Consider the following 20,170-nt stretch of genomic DNA (forward strand, 5'->3'; position numbering starts at 1 on the left):
AACGTAATTTAATCAGGATGGTTTTTATTACTCCAGACCTTAACCAAACAATACTTTTTAAAAACGGTTACAATACCCTGAAAATAAAGGCAATGCCAGATTTACGATATTTTTTGAAAAAAAGTTTTTCAAAAGCCGATGCAATTTTGTAACATTGCACTCGCAAAAAGCAAATGCTTTTTCGGGGCCTATAGCTCAGCTGGTTAGAGTAGAAGACTCATAATCTTTTGGTCCCTGGTTCGAGCCCAGGTGGGCCCACAAAAATTAAATTGCCCTTTGAGCATCCTCAAAGGGCTTTTTTATGGCTTCAAACGCTGTTTTCCTTAACATTTCCTACCTTTTGAATGCCAATCTATCGTTAGGATCAACATGACTTTTTGCTTAACTTAGTATAAAAAACTTAAGGAAAACTTAAGGATTTTTCAAAAACTTAAGGAAAACTTAAGAAATAAAAGAGCATTTATGACGAGAAGAGCATAGGTCTTCTTGTCCACAAACTACCCGATTATTTAAAGTGTAAATTATGGCTACGATTTCAGCAACAATTCTCAAGGCAGACAAACGAGGTAACGGAACATGGAACGTTAAGATTAGAGTATGGCATAACAAAAAGCCTGCTTACATCGATACTGCCCATCATTTAGGGATAAAGCAAGTAACAAAAAAAAGCAAGGGAAGTGATACCCTTATTATAAAGGATAATTTCATCCTTGACAGTCCCCTGCAAATACCTGTACCATTTAGTGAAAGGCTGGCCTGTATGGAGCCAATCAAAACCAAAACTGGAATTGAGATCGCTATCCAAAAGATGCTTGAAAACATGTGCAAGCGCATGCAGTCAGAAGGCAAAGGGCTCCGGACAGGCATATTAACAGGCTACCGAATCGATGGAAAAGTTGTACAAATTGCTATTGGAACCAGTGGTGCAACGCATAGCGTTAGTCACCTCTTCAAACTTTTTCAACTCAAGATCGATCAGATTCGTCCGGCACTCGGAATAGAACTTTTTGTCCTTGATGCGCCAAAAGTTGATGATGTTGAGGTACCGCAGGAAGAAATGTAGTCTGCTAAGCCTGGTCTGGATGATCAAAATGTATTCAGGCTGCTTGACAGGGTTGCCGGAAAAGTTGGTTTGCAGGTGATCCACCGTTATTTACCAGCGACAAGGTATTGACCTGAACGTGCTGTTTTAAAGGCAGCTTCAATTATAGAGAAGCCGATGTCAGACTGGCGGGTAAATAAACCCAGACCTACTGAGCTGCTTAAAACGCCTGCTCCAATAGAGGTTATGGCGCTGATTCCTGATCATCCACCAAAATTTTTCATCTACAAGGGGATCAGGCACCTGATCTCCAAAGCAGATGGGCCTGAACGGATTAAGCGGGAATGGTGGCTGGATCAAGGTGAACATAGAGATTATTACCAGGTGGAAGATGAGGCGGGTGGCCGTTATTGGCTATTCCGCTCGTGGCACTATGGAGGGGAACAAAAGTACCAGTGGTTTATACATGGATTTTTTGCTTAAAGGAGATGAGATATGGTGTATAGTGAATTACAGGTGACTTCAAACTTTAGCTTTCTGCGTGGCGCTTCGCATGCACAGGAGCTGGTTGAATAGGCGGAAATCTTTGGATATAAAAAAATTGCGATAACCGATAGGAATACCCTTGCTGGAATTGTCCGTGCACATGCGGCCTGCCAGGAAAAAAACATCCAGCAAGTTCAGCCTGCAGGCTGAACTTGCTGGATGGGCCAAGTCTACTTGCTTATCCAACCGACATAGAAGCTTACGGCAGGTTGTCCGCGCTATTAACCATAGGCAATATGCGGGCAGAGAAAGGGGAATACCATATCTCCCGGGCAGATGTCTACGCACATCGCAAAGGAATAATCTTTGCCGTAGTTATGCCCGGAATGCTTAACCGCCGTTTTGAATATGAGGCCAGCTTTATTACTGCTGTTGCAGACTGTAGTGAGGCTTTAAGGGGGCAACTCTACCTTGCTGCAACCAGGTCTTACATGGGGAATGATAATAAGCTGATTTTTAGAACCTCGCAGCTACCGGATTTTTATAGAATACCTGTTGTGGCTACAGGCGATGTACATTACCACCATCCCGCACGCCGGGACTTACAGGATGTACTCACCTGTGTCCGCGAGAAATGTAAGATCCAGGAAGCTGGCTTCCGCCTGCACCAGAATGCGGAGCGTTATATGAAAGAGGTGGCCGAAATGAAGCGGCTGTTCAGGAAATATCCAAGCACCATTTACAATACAATGGTGATTTCAGAAGCCTGTAATTTCTCTTTGGATGAACTGAAGTACGTTTACCCGGAATAAATCAATAAAAGTGGGAGAACACCACTGGAAGAACTTAAATACCTACCTGGAAAGGCGCACATGAATTTTGTGGTGAAATGATTCCTGATAAGGTAATTCATATGATCCAACATGAAATGGATTTCGTAAAGCAAATGGATTATGCCAACTATTTTCTTTTTGTGGAGGATATTGTACGTGAAGCACGCCATCGTGGGATTCTTTGTCAGGGCCGTGGCTCTGCAGCCAATTCAGCCATTTGTTTTTGTTTGGGCATAACCTCGGTTAACCCGATGAAATTTGATTTGTTGTTTGAAAGGTTTATCTCTCCTGCGAGAAATGAACCACCGGATATTGATGTAGATTTCGAACATGAACGCCGAGAAGAAATTATCCAGTACATCTACCGTAAATACGGAAGAGACCGCGCGGCAATTGTAGCCACAGTCACTCAGCAACATCAAAAAGGTGCCATCCGGGATGTAGGCAAAGCCATGGGCCTGTCTGTAGACACCATCAACCGGCTATCGGGTTCTTTATGGGAACATACAGATGAATGGTTTGAACGGGAACGTTTAACGGAGCAAGGATTAAATCCTGATGATCCGCATTTAAAAAAGACATTGGAGCTTACCGCACAAATGATGGGTTTCCCCAGGCAGCTTGGGCAGCATACAGGAGGTTTTGTAGTCACCAATGGCAAACTTACCGATCTCTGCCCCATCCTGAATGCCCGGATGCAAGACCGCACCAATATTGAATGGAACAAAGATGATATAGATGCTTTAGGCTTTTTAAAAGTAGATGTACTGGCCATGGGCATGCTTACCTGCATCCGCAAAGCATTTGATCTCTGCAAAGTGCATTACGGACAAAGCCTAACCCTGGCAAACATTCCCAAGGATAATCCCGATGTATACCAGATGATCAGCGCTGCTGATACTTTAGGGGTGTTCCAGATTGAAAGCCGGGCACAAATGTCTATGCTGCCGCGGCTCCTGCCACAGTGCTTTTACGATCTGGTCATTGAAGTGGCAATTGTGCGTCCAGTACCGATACTGGGCGATATGGTCCACCCTTACCTGCGGAGAAGAAATAAAGAAGAACCTGTGGTTTATCCTTCTGCTGAACTGGAAGAAATTTTAGGCAGAACCGTGGGCGTACCGCTGTTTCAGGAACAGGCCATGAAAATAGCCATTGTAGCCGCCGGGTTTACGCCAACAGAAGCGGATGGCTTACGCCGGAGCATGGCTACTTTTAAGTTCAAGCGAATGGTTAACCAATATGAGCAGAAGCTGATAAAAGGTATGGTAGCCAAAGGCTATACCATTGACTTTGCAAAACGAGTTTTCAAGCAACTGGAAGGTTTTGGGAGCTATGGATTTCCGGAAAGCCATGCCGCAAGTTTCGCCTTACTGGTCTATGTATCCTGCTGGCTGAAGCATTATTACCCAGATGCTTTTGCCGCAACATTACTCAACACTATGTCCATGAGTTTTTATCAACCAGAATATATTGTAATAGATGCGCAAAAACATACCGTATAAATAAGGGAGGTGGATGTTAATTATTCTGCATGGGGTAACCTGCTCGAAGAAAAATCAGGTCAATATTACGCCATCCGTTTAGGATTCAGGCAAATTAAAGGCATCAAGGAAGAAGAGATAAATACTCTACGGGCAGGGAAAGGGCAAGGTTACCAGAGTATTGCTGCCATAAGAGATGCAGGCGTATCAATTAGTGCATTAGAGAAATTAGCTGATGCCGATGCCTTTCGCTCCTTAGGCTTTGACCGCAGAAAAGCTTTATGGCAGGTAACGGCTTTACAAGATATGCCGGAAGAATTATTCAAAGGACAGCCTTCTGAAAGTACACTGGAAACCCAGGTAGAACTGCCATTGATGAGTAAAGGCGAGCATGTGGTGCATGATTATGCTACAATCGGTTTATCATTAAAAGCGCATCCTGTAAGCTTTATAAGGAGTCAGCTGGAAATGTTGCGCATTCTATCCTGTAAAACCATTAATACAGCGGCCAATACCGGGCAGCTGGTTAAAGTAGCGGGATTAGTGCTGGTAAGGCAACGCCCGGGTACCGCAGGCGGGGTATGTTTCATCACCATTGAAGATGAAACAGGTTTTACTAATCTGGTGGTATTTGAAAAGCTATTTGAAAAATACAGAAAAGAAATTCTTCATTCACGGCTGCTGATGGTAGAAGGACGTTTGCAGCGGGAAAAAGATGTGGTACATGTCATCGTAAGCAAGTGTATAGACCTCACTAAAATGCTGGGTAAACTGGTGCAGCGGGAAATGGATGACTTACCGATAATGCATTTATCCTCCACTGATGGAAACGCTACCCCCTACCCATCCCAGCATAAACCGACGCAGGTTCGCACAGCAGTAACCCAAGATGCTTTTCATGGTGGAAGAAATTTTAAGTAAACAGATGTTAATCAATGGTATTCGCCCATACAGCTAGAGCATTTCATTTTTCAGATAAACATCTTGAGGCATTTGTCCCACTAACTCAACATACTTTCGGGGATCTGTAGCACCCTCTGTATTGAAGATTAAAACACTAGATTTTTCATCAATTCCAAGATCTCTCATTGTAGACTTATTTTCACAGATCTGAATTAGACCAGCAATTCCTGCACAACCACTCTCGCCCGATACAATAAATGGATCGTTACCTTTTGGTGATGCCAACAGCCTCATTGTATCTACTGCTTCCTTTTCCGAGATTGTGATGAAACCATAGGCTATTTTTGACAATATTCGCCATGCAATCATAGATGGTTCATAGCATTCCAGCATTGCCATCACAGTAGGTTTACTATTTCTAATTTTTATTGAATGTCCCATTTTTGCACTTTCATAAATGCAGGCTGCAAGTTCAGGCTCAACTATTAATATTTTGGGTATCTTGTTTCCAAACAATAGGAATAAATGCCCAGCTATTGCCGAGGCAAGACCTCCTACCCCTGCCTGTATAAATACATGAGAGGGTAATTTGTTTAACTGTGACAAGGCTTCTGTAAGCATGATTGTGTATCCCTGCATAATGAGTCCAGGAATCCGTTCATATCCTGGCCACGAAGTATCAGAAACCATAATCCAACCTTCATCTTTAACCATACGAGATGCTTCAGCAACAGAATCATCATAGGTACCGTTTACTTCTTTAATATTTGCTCCATAAGCGGCAATTGCTTCTCTTCTATTGTAGCTAACTCCTTTATGCACGAATATAACAGATCTCGCACCTACTATTTGAGCGCCCGCCGCAACCGAGCGTCCATGATTTCCATCTGTTGCACAGGTAAATGTGATTTTCGATGCAATTTCCTTCACCCACGGACTCTCAATTTCATCAAACATTATCTTTCTACCCAGTTTGGCTTGTACCTCTTCTACTATAATACAAAATACAGCATATGCCCCACCAAGTGCTTTAAAACTATGTAAACCTAAGCGGTGGTCTTCATCCTTTACATAAATATCTGAAATACCACAATGTTTTGCTAAAGTAGCTAAAGAATGTAATGGTGTTATTTTATATTCCTTTCTCGAAGCCCAAAAATCCTGAGCTTTTTTCACTACCTCAGGAGCAAGTAATTTGGCATCGGCTAAATCCAAAGAAAGGCCTTTTTGTGTTGTATTATTTTTTAATAACATAAAGTACATTTATAATGCTGGCAGCGATTTAATAAAATATTTTCAAAATTTGAGTAAAAGTAATTTCACTTCATTTCCGAATATAACCTTTACCATAGTATTTCAAATCACACCCACCATCCTATGGGCAATAGCAAATCCTTATAGAATTCTCAAAAATTTGAATAAAGCAATTATAAATTGTTGAGATTAAAGTTGCTTAATTTAAATTCTCGGATCATGATATCTTGTTCCAAATCCAAAAGGCATAAATAACAGCTATATTCGGGATGAATCTGTAATTCTTTTAAATACCAGGTGCGTTGCTGGTGGCTTAACGAATTATTTATACAGGTAAAATCATTTAAACCATTAACCACACCTATGCCTATGGCCTTAAGCAGCGCCTCTTTTTTTACCCATAAATTATAAAAGCAATTTTTTGGATCTGATGAGGAATTAATATATTGTTTTTCTTCCGGATGAAAATTATTCAGAATATCCTGGTAGCTTACATCTGCTTTTTGTTCAATATCAATTCCAACCGCCTCACCAGTGGTGTAGGCAAAAACAACTACATCTGAGGAATGGCTGATATTAAATGCATGCCAGTTAACCATAAACGGTTTATTATTTGCATTTCTTCTCCAATCTTTTAGGGATTGAGTGGATGAAGTTTCAGTTAAACTTTCCTGCAGCATCAATCTAGCCAGTAATCTTGATTTTCGATCGTTATCGTATTTATACCTCAAAACTTCTTTCAACATAAAAGAAGGCAGATAGTTCATATAATGTGAAATGTCCGCATCTTTAATAACATCAATATTACAATATTTAATAACTACCATAAACTGACTGATTTTCTAAAAAAAAATCAATAAAACAACTAAAAGAAAAATTATCAGACATAAATTAATGCAACATATTATGATTTAGAACTATCTGGATATTGATAGCTTTAAAATTCTAGGTCTATAGAAATATTTCTTGACATATTTTCCTCGGTTAGCCGGATATCATACGCTGTTATACTCCTAGCCGGTTGGTTAAGTATATCTATCATAAGCTTTTTAAATTTACCAATAATTAAACGAATGGTAGCTGTTTCATATAAATCAGTATTGTATTCCAGTTGGCAATAAATTTGGCTGTCCTGTTCGTAAAAATTAAATGTTATAGGAAACCGGCTAACCTGGTGTAAAGTATCATAATGTTCTATTTCTAAACCCGAAAATGCATGGTGTCCTAATATATTAAAATTGGGATTTTGATAGGCCACCATGATCTCAAATAAGGGCCGTATACTATCATCTTCAATATACTGATGAGATAACGCATCTCCTAAATTATGATGAACACGATATAAATGAAAATTAAAATCTTCATCTGCATGTACATAATTTCTTAAGACGATGGTATTAACATACATTCCCATATGTTCTTCGAGCCCTTCTTTATCCCTGCCTGCAGCTACTGTTCCGAGGCAAATATCGGAATGTCCGGAATACCTGAAAATCAGAATATTGATGGCCGTAATGAGTATGGAAAAAACGCTGACATGCTCTTTTTTTGCCAGTTGTTTAAGCGCATTGGTTTCGGTTAAAGAAAAATTAAATACTGCTAAATTACCGCTAAATGAGGTAGTATGAGCTAACCGGTCGTATGCAAAAACAGCTACATTGTTATAATCAGCATATTGCGTTTTAAACCACTCCGCGTTCATTACCTTATTGGTATGCTGCACCAGCCATGTTGCATAATCTTTAAACTGAAAGCTTAAAGGACTTACTGCAGGTTCTTTCTGATTTAAGATGCTGTTGTACCGCTGTGATAGTTCGTTAAATAATACCTCTACCGACCACCCGTCCATAATTAAATGATGAGTAGTATATACCAGCAATGTCTTTTTTTCTTCCAGTTTTATGAGGCTTAATTTAATCAGCAGTTCTGTTGCAAGATCAAATGTGTAGTACTTTAGTTTGCTGATAGATGAATGAATTTCATTATCATCAACTGCTTCAATCATATCAATCTTAAAATCAACCTGTTCTATTGATCTTACCGTTTGCCAGCACCGGCCATTAGCTTCTGTAAAATTGGTACGCAATATCTCATGCTGCGCAATACAGCCAATCATGGCCTGGTGCAGGGCATGGTAGTTCATTTTTCCATTAACCTGCAAGGCCACAGACATATTGTAAGCCCTTGATGCTTCTTTTCTCTGGCATAATAACCATAAATGATACTGGCCAGGAGTAACCGGATATTGATTATTTTCGTCATAAACGGGATAAACAGGTGTTCGATCAACAACCAGCTCTTTCAACTGCCCTGCCATTAATCGAACAGTGGGATAATCAAAAAAAGCTTTCAATGTAATGTTAAAGCCTAATTCCTCTTTAATCAAAGTAATCATCCTGACTGCATTTAAGGAGTGTCCGCCCTGGGCAAAAAAATCGTCATCAACCTGTAGATCCGGCTGGAGCAATATCTTTTTCCAGATGGCTAGCAATTTATTTTCCAATGCGGTTAAAGGGCGTATATCAATTCTCGTTACCAAAGGCTGGATAACATTTTCGGCCATTTTGAGCAGTGCTTTTTTATCTATTTTTTTATTAGGCGTAAGTGGAAATGAATCTACATAGATCATTACACGTGGTATCATGTACGCGGGCAGTACAGGGGCTAATTGTCCACCTATATATTTATCATTAAGGTTTTCATCTTTTGGAATTATAAAGGCTAAAAGGTAAGCCTCATGATCGTCATCTTTTTTTGCAATAACAACAGATTCTTCAATGCTGTTTAACGCATTAAGCTGCTTTTCTATTTCACCGGGTTCAATCCTGTAACCCCTTATTTTAATCTGATTATCAGACCTTCCACAAAATATTACTTGTCCATCAATTGCCCTTTTGGCAAAATCGCCCGTTTTATAAAGTCTTTCACCGGGTTTAAAAGGGTGCTTAATGAATACTTTATCTGTGAGTGCCTGAGCTTTATAATATCCCCTGGCTAAACCATCGCCCCCAATATATAAGTCGCCTACTGATCCGAAAGGTAAAAGGTTTAGCCATTGATCCAGTATCAGAATAGTGGTATTATGTATAGGCCAGCCTATGCTAAGCGCGTCGTCAGGAACTGTAACTTTTTTAACCATCGACCAGATGGTTGTTTCTGTTGGCCCATACATGTTCCACACCGCCGCACTTCCTTCAATCAATTTTGCGGCCAGGGCACTGCTTAAATGATCACCACCACATAAGCATTTTAGGTTCCGGGCTCCTTTCCACCCTGCATTAAACAACATCTGGTAAAAACTTGGCGTGGCCTGTATTACAGTTGGTTTAACCCTACCAAGCAGTTCAATAATCTGCGAGGGTTCGGAAAGTACAGCATTACCTGCAATATAAACCGCAGCACCACAAATTACCGGCAGAAATAATTCCAGTATCGAAATATCAAATGAGCAGGAGGTAACCGCAAATAAGGTATCTGATTCTTGTAAACCAGGTGTTTGTTGCATACTGAGCAAGAAATTAACTACTGACTTTTGTAGTATTTCTACCCCCTTAGGATTACCTGTAGAGCCAGAGGTGTAAATGATATAAGCCGTTTTTGCTGACGAATAAGAAAAAGACCTGGCTGCCGGCGGATTGAGCTTAACCTGGTTAAATACTTCGTTTATCTGCACTACGGTTACCTCATTTGAACAATCAATGGTCTGTATATCCTCTGCCGTAATCAGCAAACCTGCACCGCTGTGTTCCAGTACATATTTAAGCCGCCCTACAGGAAAGGCGGGATCGAGCGGAATAAAAGCCCTGCCTGATTTCAGGATTCCTAATAAAATGATAAGCAAATCAGCAGACCTATTTATCATTACCCCGATTGGTGATGATAAGGGTGCTGAAATCGTATCCGTTAAATAACAGGCAACGCTATCCGTAATTTGATCCAATTGCTGGTAGGTATAGGTCTGATACCCATCTTTTAAGGCTATATTTTGTGGCGTTTTTTTAGTTTGCCAGCCAAAAAGCTCCTGGATGGTTAAATGAGAGGAGTAATTTTCTGCAGTTTGGTTGTATCCTTCTAAAAGTAAAGTTTGCTCGGCTGAAGGCAAATAATTAAGGCCGCTAATTTTACTTCCGGCATTATTGCTGACTTCGTTAAACAGCATTTCTATATGCCTGGCCAGGTTATTTATTTCATCTTCATCAAAATAATTGAGGTTATAATCGAAATCTATTTTTACATCCTCGTCTTCATTATATTCTCTAACATACAAAGCAAGGGCACACCGCTCTGCCCTGTTGGTTAAAGGAATTACCTGGGTAGTAGTTCCTTCAAATGTATCTCCATAATGATGTTTCTCGTAAGAAAGGGTTATATCATAAAGCTTTTTATTTTCAGTAAAAATCTGGAGCTCTCTGATCAGTTTTCCGATGGGGAAACGCTGATAACGATAATCTGTTCTAAGCTGATCTTTTATCTGGATTACAAGTTGTTTAAAGGAATGATCCATTTCTACATTTATGCGCAACGGAGAAACGCCCATAAAAAGACCAACAGTATGTTTATAAGCGGCTTTGCCTCTGTTAAGTACCGGAATACCGATGGCAAAATCGGTTTTATGGTAAAACCTTCCAAAATAAGTGTAAAATACAGCTAAAATAACATGAAATGAAGATGCACCACAACTTTTGCCCAATATACCCAGCTGATGATATAAAGACCTGGGCACAATAAGTTCTTTCCGCTTGCTCTGAACAACTTTTGGAAACGGGATTTTCTTGCTTATAAGTTCTTCGGGCAGTACGCTGAACCTGTTTACCCAATAGGCATTTTCTTTTTCAAAAGATGCGCTTTTCCTGTAGTCCAGATCTTCTGCAACAAAATCTGCATAGCTGTAAGCATTTATTGCGGCTACTTTTCCCAGTTTCAGCAGTTCGTTGTAATTTTTTACCAGCTGCTGAAACATTAGCGAGGTGCCCCACCCATCGGTAATCAGGTGATGATAAACGGATAGCAGGTAATGAAAATCGTTATTTACCTTAATTAACAAGCATTTATGAAGCAAACTGCCGTTCAGCAGGTCGAATGGTTTTTCAAATTCTTCCTGGATATACCTGGTTGCTTCGGTTTCAGCATCTGTAAAGGATGAAAAATCTATATGTTGCAAAAATGTGTAATTTATTTCGCACACCTTTAACATAGGAGGATTATCCCGGTCAATAACCAACACACTACGGATTGCATCATGCTGTTGTACCAGTTCCTGGTAAGCTAATGACAGTATCGTGGCATTGAGCTGGCCACGAATGATAACTTTAGCTCCAATATTATATATCGGCAAATCAGGATGGAGAAGCTGATCATAGTAAATATTCTGTTGCGGTAAGGAGAGTGGCATCATAGGATCAACTATTAGAATATTGTAATAATGGCTTGTGCATACCGGTAACCCGATCTGCCAGTTGTTTTGCCTGTACCCTTATTTCAGGAACAGCAGTTGTTTCCCATAAAGTTCCCTTAGCGGGAGCACCAATGGTATAAAAACAATCCGAAACCCTACCATCCTGTTGTATCAGCGCTCCTTCTGCAGAACATTGTAAACCGAGGCCAAGCGGGTCAGCACAAATTACTCCTTTTTGCATCAGGTTTCTAATCAGGTCATGTACAATCAGATTGTAATCAGTTAAAGGCCCCATGCAGTTAATAATTACATCTGCTTTTAATTGCTTTATTAATTGTGTTTTTTCCTGTATGTAGGTAATGCAGAATCCTGCTTCAGCGCTTTCGCTGATTTGCCTGATTCTGCCTGCGTACATTGTTATTTTACCTGTTGCCAACCACGAATGTACAATTAAAGCACATTCTTCAGGCATTCTGTGTCTGCAAACTTCCCACCGGTGGCGCAGATGTTCTATAAATGCTTTTCTTTCCACTTCAGCAAGCTGGTTCCACAATTGTGGAATATGGGGCCGCAATGCATCTGTTACCGCACGCCAGTCTGAACCGATTATTGCGGCTTGTTTTAAATGTTTTTTCAGTATTCCAAACATTCCGAGTATGGTTACCTGTTTGCGCATATCTTCACCGAAACAAGGGTAAGGAATACATTTTTTATGCACGGCAGGCATTAATCCATGTCTTGATATTGCGGTAACTTTACCCTTATGGCCTCTTTTGTGAAGACTGATAATGGTATCAGTCATGGTGAGCCCTGTGCCGATGATAAAAATTTCCTCCAGGCCTTTTAGGCTGTCCATCAATCCGGGTTGCCAGGCCGAAGGAAAGTAATTTGCTGAATGGGTGTAATCATTATTTTTTAAGGCTAAATGCCCGGGCGGAAATGTGCCTGTGGCCATAATCAACTGATCGAATGACAGTTGCCCTGCCCCGTTAAGCAATACATTTTTCCCCTCCATATCCACATCTACAGCCTCAGCCTGCAACATGGATACATTGATTAATTCAGATTTATATTTCATCAGGTGGTTAAAAATATCCAGGATGTACTGTCTGTATATTTTCCGTGGCATAAATGAAAGTGGTGTAAAATCAATAGCATTTTTAAGCAGCCAATCTGCAAAATGATTTTTATCATCCGAAAATGCACTCATATTGGATACGGGCACATTGAGTAAATGTGCTTCTTCAGTAGTTTCATAAGGTACCCCAAGACGATCCAGGCGCTCTTTTTCGAGCAGAACAACATTTAACCGTTGCGCGCCGGGTGTGCGAAGCAGGTTCATCAGTATTAAATAACCACTTATCCCCCCTCCTATAATTACTATATTTTTCATCTGATTTGCAGTTAAAATTCAGGTAATTTAAATCGTAAAACCTGTTAAGGTTATAACATGATGAGGTAGTCATCAATCACCAATGCATCTATGCCGGTTGTACAGAACATGGCTACCGCATCTTCTACTGAATGGATGATGGGTTTACCCATGATATTGAAACTGGTATTGAGCAAAATTGGGATACCCGTTAGTTCTTTAAAGGCCGAGATGAGATTATAATACCTTTCGTTGTATTCTTTTTTAACCGTTTGCAACCTGCCGGTACCATCGGTATGAACCACACCAGGTACTTTATTAAAACTTTCTTTTTTAAAAACTAGTGCTTTTTCCATATAGGGAGATTCGCTATAATTTTCAAAATATTCGTGGCCGTACTCGTGAAGAATTGAAGGCGCAAAAGGCCTGAATTCTTCCCTGAATTTAACCTTGCTGTTGATGATATCTTTTATGTTCTCATTCCGGGGATCTGCCAGGATGGATCTGTTACCCAGAGAGCGTGGACCATACTCTGCTTTTCCCTGCACCCAGCCTATAATTTTTCCTTCTGCCAACAGCTTTGCAGTATCCTGGTATATATTTTCTGATTTCCTGGCATAATTGAACTTATTAAAGCGCATGATCCTTTCCACAGCATCTACAGACATTCCAGAACCCAGGTACGGCGATTTTATATTTACGATTTCCTTTTGTACAGGATGATCCTGGTAATAGGCCAGTAAAGCAGCACCTACGGCATTTCCATCATCTGCAGGGGCACAGGGTACATGCATATTTTTAAAGTTTGTTGTTTGCTGCACTTTACCATTATAGGCAGAGTTTAAAGCGCACCCGCCTGTAAACACCAGATTTTCGGAAATCCCTTTTTTATACAGGTTTTGTAAGAGGGCAGAAAGGATATCAGAAAAGAATACCTGCGCGGTAAAGGCAAGATCTGCATATTTTAAGGACCCATTACCAGGCCAGTTTTTAACCACTTCTTTTAATGCACGCGTAGCATCTGAAGCCCTTCTTTTAGGAATCATTACAGTGCCTTTTACTTCCAGAAACTCGCATAAAAGCGCATATACCTCTTCATTGTATTTGCCATAAGGAGCAAGGCCCATCACTTTCCACTCTTCTCCGTCTAAATGGTTAAAACCGCAGGCGTTGCATACAAAGCCATACAACATCCCTAAACTACCTGCAGATGAGGGAATTCCCGGAACGGGGGTAAGTGTTCCGTTTATGTAATGATAAAATGCTGTTGATCCTTTTTCTCCAAAACCATCTGCCACCACACAAACCGCTTCTTTAAATGGACTGCTATAACAGGCGAAGGCTGCATGTGTAAGGTGATGGTTAAAAGATTTTTCGACAATGCCGGAGTTTCCGAATTGCTGCTGAAAATTAATGGCAATATTTTTTCCGGCTAGCCTGCCATTGGCAATCATTCCCTGGCGCATGGTTTTAATGGTACGTTCGTTAGTTTCAGTAACCCGCCTGTTCATCAGCCATTGCATTAACGGATTGCTGATCCGCTGAATATAACTTTCGCCCCAGGAAGTTGCAATCACCAGATCGGCATCGGGCTCACAATATTCTCTTACCAGCTGCCTTGACCGGATGAGGTCGTCGGGAACGCAATTCCATGCACGTTTATTTTGCAAGTTCCGCTCCGTAGCCTCTGCAAAAACAAGTTCACCTTTTGAATTTATGATAGCGATTGCCGGGTCGTGACAAGTAGAGGCTATTCCTACATAATTTTTTTTCTTCATATCATTTTTTGGTCAGCGCTTTTTTAGGCCTCGTTTATTGATTTATCCTGTAAAGTATCCATAAGAGATAAAGTTGGCAGGTAACCGGCTTCTTCCAGATAGCTGATTATTTTATTAACAGAAATTTCTACTGTTTCTGTATCTGTAAAACAGATTATTTCAGGATGCCGGGGTTCTTCATAAGGATCACTTATTCCCGTAAAACCTGTTAATGCTCCACTACGAACTTTTTTGTACAATCCCTTTACATCCCTTCGTTCGCACTCTTCAATGGGGCATTTAATGTATACTTCTATAAAGTTTTTAATTTTAGCCCTTACCTGTTGGCGGGCTTCCTGATAAGGCGATATGGCCGAGACAATTACGCCCACACCATTTCTGGAGAGTAAGGCTGCAACAAAACCAATACGAAGCACATTAATATCCCTGTCTTCACGCGAGAAAGTTAATCCCTTTGAAAGGTTTTCTCTGATCACATCTCCATCGAGTGTTTCACAAGGTACCTGCCTCTTGTTTAGCGCTAAACATAACTTTTCGGCTATGGTTGTTTTACCCGCTCCGCTCAAACCGGTAAGCCAGATTGTAAATCCGTTAATTTTCATAAAATTGAAGGAAAAAGTTAATTATTTATGGTAAAGTCCTGATATTGTGCCGCAGCAACCTTTGCTCCCCACTGTTGATCATAAATGGTATCTAGGTAAGCATCTCCACTATCCGGACAAATAAATAATACCTGTGGCTTGGTATCAAAAGCAGGATGATTTTGGAAATATCTTTTTATACAGCTGTAGGATGCACCGGATGAAGCTCCGCAAAACAGCATGTGCTGATCAACCAGGTTATGGCAGCCTTCAATAATGTCGACCTGTGATATATGGATAATTTCATCAATTATAGCTTCATTAATGAGTGGTGGAACAATGCTTGAACCAATACCGGAAATAAAGCGCTTTTGTGGAGGATGCGAAAATATTACTGATCCTTCTACATCAATGGCTATAATTTTAATATCAGGAAATTCTATTTTGAGTTTTTTTGACAGGCCGGCTATTGTTCCGCACGAACTTACACCAATAAAAACATAATCCAATTTTACAAAGCTATCGGCTATCTCTTTGGCCATATAATGATAATAGGTTTCTGCATTTACAGGATTTCCATATTGATTTGGCCAGAATGTGTGCTCGTTTGACTGGCGTATTGCTGATACCCGTGCAAGGCGCGTAAGCAGGTAGCCGCCGGTTTCATCAATTTCTGTTACCTTGATTACTTCTGCACACAAGTAGCGTAAAAGTTTCTCATAACCCGGATTAATGTTGGGATCTATTACCGGGATAAACCTGATGCCAATAAGTTTACAAAGCATGGCCAGTGCAATGGCAAAATTACCCGAACTGGATTCTACTACTATGCTATTTTCATCTATCTGACCATCGCCGATAGCTTTATATAGGATATTAAACGCAGGCCTGCTTTTAATGCTACCTGCAAAATTAACGTATTCAAGTTTGGCAAAAATATTGGCATTCATATGTGGCACAGCAAGTTTTATAACAGGCGTATTACCAATCAGAGGCTGGATTAAACTTAGTTTTTCCAGCATTTCTTTTGTTTGAAGGGACATAACTTATGATAGATGAAACTGATTTTAATTAAATATTAGCCATTTGTTTTTAACAGGAGCAGCAACAAAACTGCCCTGTGCAATCTGATAAAGTATTGCTGCGAGTTCAACTGGTTGATCTCTCCACATAAAGTGGCCTACATCGGGCATCTCTACCAGTGTAACATTTTCTGCATACAGCCGCCAGTCTTTATATTTTCGGTGATATCCTTTAGTTATCGGGTCGCGGTCGCCAACGATTACATAAAACGGGGCTTTTAACCGATTATAATTGTTTTCCTTCATCAGGTTAAGATGATAATTGAAGGCGGCTTTGGCCAGTACACCATCATATTTCAGGTTACGGAAAAAAATCAGCTGATCTTCCAGTTCGGTTGGAAAGGTAGCATCAATGCTTTCTAAAAAAGAAACTAGTACTTTGTCAGTCCTGTCATCGTCCTCCGAAACCTGTTTGGTACGGGGCAATGCACCACCTGTACAGATGGCATGGCATATGATGCCTTCATCCTGTAGCATACGGCCAATTTCAATTGCAAGTCCGGCGCCGTTACACTGCCCGTAAATGATAATTGGTGTCTGGATTCTTTTTTTAACTTCTTCTACAATCGCTGATGAAAGCTGAAGCAGGAGTGATTGCATCGATTCTTCGGCACTTGGCTCAAACCTCGGAAGATTAATCCCATATACGGCAATCTCATCTGTAAGCTCCAAAAGTGCTTTAGTAGTTTCTTCATAAATGAGCGGATCACCTGCCGAATTTGGCACAGCAATAATGCTTATCTTTTTCTTGTGGCCTGCCGGGGTAAGCTCATAAAGGTTATACATGCTTTCCTGGCTGTTTTGTGCAATATATGCTGCCAATGATCTGATGGTAGGATATTTATAAAGATCAGACACCATAAATGCCCTGCCAAATTTTGATACCATCCGGATGGCTTTAAAAGAGTCGCCACCGATTTCAAAAAAATTATCGGTTACGCTTACCTTTTCCATTTTAAGCACCCCCTGCCAAATGGCGACCAGCTTTTCTTCCGTTTCGTTCAAAGGATGATGAAATTCGCTTTGTTTTAAAAGAGGGGCCGATTCGGCTATTTCACGGATGGTTTTCCGGTCTGTTTTTCCGTTTGTGGTTAGCGGAAAAGTCTCCAGCACAGTAAAATAAAGTGGAATCATATAATCGGGCAACCTGGAAGCCAGAAATGTACGAAGCGATTCGGTATCATAACCTTCTTTTACCACAAGATAAGCACTCAGATAGGTATCGCCATCTATTTCCTGTTTATCAAATACGATAGCATCCTCTACAAACGGGAATAAATCAATAGCCTTTTCTATTTCCTCTAATTCTATCCTGAAACCCCTGATTTTTACCTGGTAATCTTTTCTGCCAAAAAATTCTACCGCACCGTTTTCAAGAAAACGGCCTACATCTCCTGTTTGATAAAGCCTGATATTTTTTTCCTCCCGGAAAGGATCAAACCTAAACACACCTGCAGTTTTAACTTCATCATTTACATAACCTCTCCCTACACCTGCACCCGACACCACAATTTCGCCTTTAATGCCTATTGGGCATTGCTGAAAGTTTTGATCTACAATGTAGATCTTTGTATTTTGAATGGGAAAACCTACCGGTACAGTATCAACTTGTAAAGGTTTGTTAATAAGATAATGGGTAATGTCATCCGAAGCTTCTGTGGGGCCGTAAGCATTTATCATTGGAATACTCGGATATAATGTTAACCAGCGGTTAACCAATTTGGGTTTAAGTGCCTCACCTGTCATTACCAGGTATTTTAGTTCAGGAAATTCGGGAGGTTCGATGCCATCATCGATAAGGCCCAGTAATATAGAAAGGTAGGAAGGAACCAGTTCGAGAATTGTTATTTTATCGAGCGTTAGCTGCTGCATAAATGAAACCGGATCCAGTACCAATTCGCGGCCGTACACCGCCGTCTTCCCTCCCGCCATTAAAGCGACAAAAAATTGCCATACTGATATGTCAAAGCATTGAGATGCATTTTGAACAACAATACTGTCTGCAGTAATCTGCATATCGCTTACTTTAGCAAATAAGTGGTTCATCATTCCTCCATGTTCTACCATGGCACCTTTGGGTTTACCCGTAGAACCTGATGTGTAAATGATGTATGCAAGATCACCCGGATGATTTACTTGGCCAGGGTTTTGCATGTTACATGCTGCCAGTGCCTCTGCAGATTCATCAAGATCAATTACACTATAATCCTCCTGAAGCCTGGCCCTTAGTACTGTATTTTCAAAAGTACGGTCTATGAGCACCATTTTTGCTCCTGAGTCTGCAAGCATCAGCAGCAATCGATCTTGAGGATAGTCAATATCCAGCGGAATATAGGTTGCGCTACATTTCCATACGGCAATGATGCTGATGATCATATGGTCTGAACGATCCATGAGTATTCCTACTTTATCATCTGCCTTTAAAACGATTTTCTGCTGCATTAGTGCAGCCAGCTGATTAGCAGCTATATTAAGCTCATTGTACGAAAATTGCCTTCCCCTATACAATAAAGCGATATGTTCTGGTTTTGATGCAGCAAAGCCTTCTATAATGACGGTAACCGATTGGGTGTTAGGCAAAGAAACATCAGTGCTGTTAAATTTCTCCATCATCTGCCGGTCATGATCCATAAAAACAGATAGGTCGGCAATTTTTGTGTGGGGATGTTTAACAACCTGATTAAGCAGGTTTGTAAACATTTTGGCAGCCCTGCTGATAAAAGCATCCTCAAATGCATTGGCATTGTAAGTAAATTCTACAGCCAGTTTTTTACCCGCAGTAATATCAACGCAGAGATCATAATTTGTTTGTTCGAAATTATCTTCGAGGGTAATGTTAAATTCATTTCCGGCAGTTACAGCATCTGATTCAAGCTCAGGAAATTCAATAAGCACGAGTAAATGATCAATTAAATGCTGTTTTAGCGGTGATAGAGATACGATTTCTCCAAAAGGAAAATAATCATGGTTGCGGCTTTCTGTCAATTGTTCGTTTACCTGCTTAAGCAGTATTTCAAATGTTACGCCCGGATCTGCATGAATTCGAGTTGGAACGGTATTGATAAAAAGACCAACCATTTGTTCCGCATTTCTAAGTTCTGCAGGTCGGCCGGCAACAACTGAACCAAATATAACCTCCTGGTTAGCCGTTAATTTACTCAGCAATATTCCCCATACACTTTGTAGCAGTACATATAATGTGGTATGATATTGTGCTGCAAGTGAACGGAGGGCTGTGGTTATATCTTCTTCAAGCACCGCTTTTACCTGTGCTCTGCAATACCCAGAGGCCTGCTGTGTTAACGACCTGCGGCATGGAAGAACAGTAGCCTCATCATAACCTATAAGGTAACGCTGCCAGTATGCCAGTGCTTCTTCTTTATTTTGTTTTCCCAACCACTTAATGTATTCTTTAAATGGTGTTGCAGTTGGTAGTGAGATTATTTTATGCTCATTAATCAGGATATACAGCTGCATAAATTCGCTCATCAGGATGCGCAGTGACCAACCATCCAGAATAATATGATGGTAGCTCCATACCAGGTTAAAAGTGGTATGATCAAGCTGAATTACTGCTACCCTCATCATCGTTTCCGTAGACAAATTAAAATGCCTTGCCCGCTCTGATGTTTTAAATGAGGTCATAAATGCCGTTTTCTCTTCAGCATTAATATCCCTTATGTCATGGTAAGTAAATACGGCTTCGCATTTTTTAAGTACAATTTGTATCGGAAGTTCTAATTTTTCAAATTTGAATACAGTTCTCAGCACGTCGTGCCGTTCTACCAACTGCTGCAGCGCTTTTTCAAGGGCGGCGATATTTAAATTTCCCTTGATCAGGAAAGCAGATTGTTGAAAATATGCTGAAGATTGTTGTTCCAGAAGCGTATGGAATAATATTCCTTCCTGCATAGATGACAATGCATAAATATCACTGATATTTTCTTTGTTAAGCATATG

13 protein-coding genes and 1 tRNA gene are annotated in these 20,170 nt (G+C 40.5%); 6 read left to right on the plus strand and 8 right to left on the minus strand.

Annotated elements, in window-relative coordinates:
* Positions 1-184 precede the first annotated feature (184 nt).
* The 6 genes from EV200_RS11670 (at position 185) to EV200_RS22010 (ending at position 4,766) form a co-directional block, all read left to right on the plus strand.
* Positions 185-258: transfer RNA gene (locus EV200_RS11670), tRNA-Ile, on the plus strand.
* A 265-nt stretch (positions 259-523) separates the two neighbouring features.
* A complete protein-coding gene (locus EV200_RS11675) occupies positions 524-1,063 on the plus strand; it encodes a hypothetical protein (RefSeq protein ID WP_132532773.1) in 540 nt (179 codons plus the stop codon).
* 156 nt (positions 1,064-1,219) lie between these two features.
* A complete protein-coding gene (locus EV200_RS11680; RefSeq protein WP_132532775.1) occupies positions 1,220-1,525 on the plus strand; it encodes a hypothetical protein in 306 nt (101 codons plus the stop codon).
* 299 nt (positions 1,526-1,824) lie between these two features.
* Positions 1,825-2,340 carry a PHP domain-containing protein gene (locus EV200_RS22000; RefSeq protein WP_229676735.1) on the plus strand — a complete coding sequence of 172 codons (516 nt, stop codon included), beginning with the start codon at positions 1,825-1,827 and terminating at the stop codon, positions 2,338-2,340.
* Positions 2,341-2,441: 101 nt separating this feature from the next.
* Positions 2,442-3,866: an error-prone DNA polymerase family protein gene (locus tag EV200_RS22005; RefSeq protein WP_229676734.1), complete on the plus strand. Its 1,425-nt coding sequence runs from the start codon at positions 2,442-2,444 to the stop codon at positions 3,864-3,866.
* Between the two features lie 9 nt (positions 3,867-3,875).
* The gene (locus EV200_RS22010) at positions 3,876-4,766 is read left to right on the plus strand and encodes a helix-hairpin-helix domain-containing protein (protein ID WP_229676733.1); all 891 of its coding nucleotides are present in this window, start codon (positions 3,876-3,878) and stop codon (positions 4,764-4,766) included.
* Between the two features lie 33 nt (positions 4,767-4,799).
* Here the strand turns inward: EV200_RS22010 and EV200_RS11690 are convergent, their stop codons facing one another.
* The 8 genes from EV200_RS11690 to EV200_RS11725 all read right to left on the minus strand — a co-directional run bounded on the left by EV200_RS11690 (position 4,800) and on the right by EV200_RS11725 (position 20,167).
* Entirely contained in the window at positions 4,800-6,002 is a 1,203-nt protein-coding gene (locus EV200_RS11690) for a diaminopropionate ammonia-lyase (RefSeq protein ID WP_132532777.1), read from the minus strand.
* Between the two features lie 173 nt (positions 6,003-6,175).
* A complete protein-coding gene (locus EV200_RS11695; RefSeq protein WP_132532779.1) occupies positions 6,176-6,829 on the minus strand; it encodes a 4'-phosphopantetheinyl transferase family protein in 654 nt (217 codons plus the stop codon).
* A gap of 110 nt (positions 6,830-6,939) precedes the next feature.
* On the minus strand, positions 6,940-11,397 hold the full coding sequence (locus tag EV200_RS11700) for a non-ribosomal peptide synthetase (protein WP_132532781.1): 4,458 nt from the start codon (positions 11,395-11,397) through the stop codon (positions 6,940-6,942).
* 4 nt (positions 11,398-11,401) lie between these two features.
* The gene (locus tag EV200_RS11705) at positions 11,402-12,790 is read right to left on the minus strand and encodes an FAD/NAD(P)-binding protein (protein ID WP_132532783.1); all 1,389 of its coding nucleotides are present in this window, start codon (positions 12,788-12,790) and stop codon (positions 11,402-11,404) included.
* Positions 12,791-12,840: 50 nt separating this feature from the next.
* On the minus strand, positions 12,841-14,547 hold the full coding sequence (locus EV200_RS11710) for a carbamoyltransferase family protein (RefSeq protein ID WP_132532785.1): 1,707 nt from the start codon (positions 14,545-14,547) through the stop codon (positions 12,841-12,843).
* A gap of 23 nt (positions 14,548-14,570) precedes the next feature.
* Positions 14,571-15,149, minus strand: coding sequence for an adenylyl-sulfate kinase (gene cysC, locus EV200_RS11715; protein ID WP_132532787.1), 579 nt, complete (start codon positions 15,147-15,149; stop codon positions 14,571-14,573).
* Between the two features lie 17 nt (positions 15,150-15,166).
* Complete coding sequence (gene sbnA, locus EV200_RS11720) at positions 15,167-16,171, minus strand: 2,3-diaminopropionate biosynthesis protein SbnA (RefSeq protein ID WP_208864535.1); 1,005 nt, start codon at positions 16,169-16,171, stop codon at positions 15,167-15,169.
* Positions 16,172-16,195: 24 nt separating this feature from the next.
* Positions 16,196-20,167 carry a non-ribosomal peptide synthetase gene (locus EV200_RS11725; RefSeq protein WP_132532789.1) on the minus strand — a complete coding sequence of 1,324 codons (3,972 nt, stop codon included), beginning with the start codon at positions 20,165-20,167 and terminating at the stop codon, positions 16,196-16,198.
* Between the last annotated feature and the right edge of the window lie 3 nt (positions 20,168-20,170).

The organism is Pedobacter psychrotolerans, assembly GCF_004340665.1.
In the GTDB taxonomy this organism is placed as follows: Bacteria; Bacteroidota; Bacteroidia; order Sphingobacteriales; family Sphingobacteriaceae; genus Pedobacter; species Pedobacter psychrotolerans.

Bases quoted from the DNA above. Each gene is read 5' to 3' on its own strand.
- EV200_RS11690 (WP_132532777.1), bottom strand. From the start codon at position 6,002: ATGTTATTAAAAAATAATACAACACAAAAAGGCCTTTCTTTGGATTTA.
- EV200_RS11705 (WP_132532783.1), bottom strand. From the start codon at position 12,790: ATGAAAAATATAGTAATTATAGGAGGGGGGATAAGTGGTTATTTAATA.
- EV200_RS11725 (WP_132532789.1), bottom strand. From the start codon at position 20,167: ATGCTTAACAAAGAAAATATCAGTGATATTTATGCATTGTCATCTATG.
- EV200_RS11675 (WP_132532773.1), top strand. From the start codon at position 524: ATGGCTACGATTTCAGCAACAATTCTCAAGGCAGACAAACGAGGTAAC.
- EV200_RS22005 (WP_229676734.1), top strand. From the start codon at position 2,442: ATGATCCAACATGAAATGGATTTCGTAAAGCAAATGGATTATGCCAAC.
- EV200_RS11710 (WP_132532785.1), bottom strand. From the start codon at position 14,547: ATGAAGAAAAAAAATTATGTAGGAATAGCCTCTACTTGTCACGACCCG.
- EV200_RS11700 (WP_132532781.1), bottom strand. From the start codon at position 11,397: ATGATGCCACTCTCCTTACCGCAACAGAATATTTACTATGATCAGCTT.
- cysC (WP_132532787.1), bottom strand. From the start codon at position 15,149: ATGAAAATTAACGGATTTACAATCTGGCTTACCGGTTTGAGCGGAGCG.
- sbnA (WP_208864535.1), bottom strand. From the start codon at position 16,171: ATGTCCCTTCAAACAAAAGAAATGCTGGAAAAACTAAGTTTAATCCAG.
- EV200_RS11695 (WP_132532779.1), bottom strand. From the start codon at position 6,829: ATGGTAGTTATTAAATATTGTAATATTGATGTTATTAAAGATGCGGAC.
- EV200_RS22000 (WP_229676735.1), top strand. From the start codon at position 1,825: ATGCGGGCAGAGAAAGGGGAATACCATATCTCCCGGGCAGATGTCTAC.
- EV200_RS11680 (WP_132532775.1), top strand. From the start codon at position 1,220: ATGTCAGACTGGCGGGTAAATAAACCCAGACCTACTGAGCTGCTTAAA.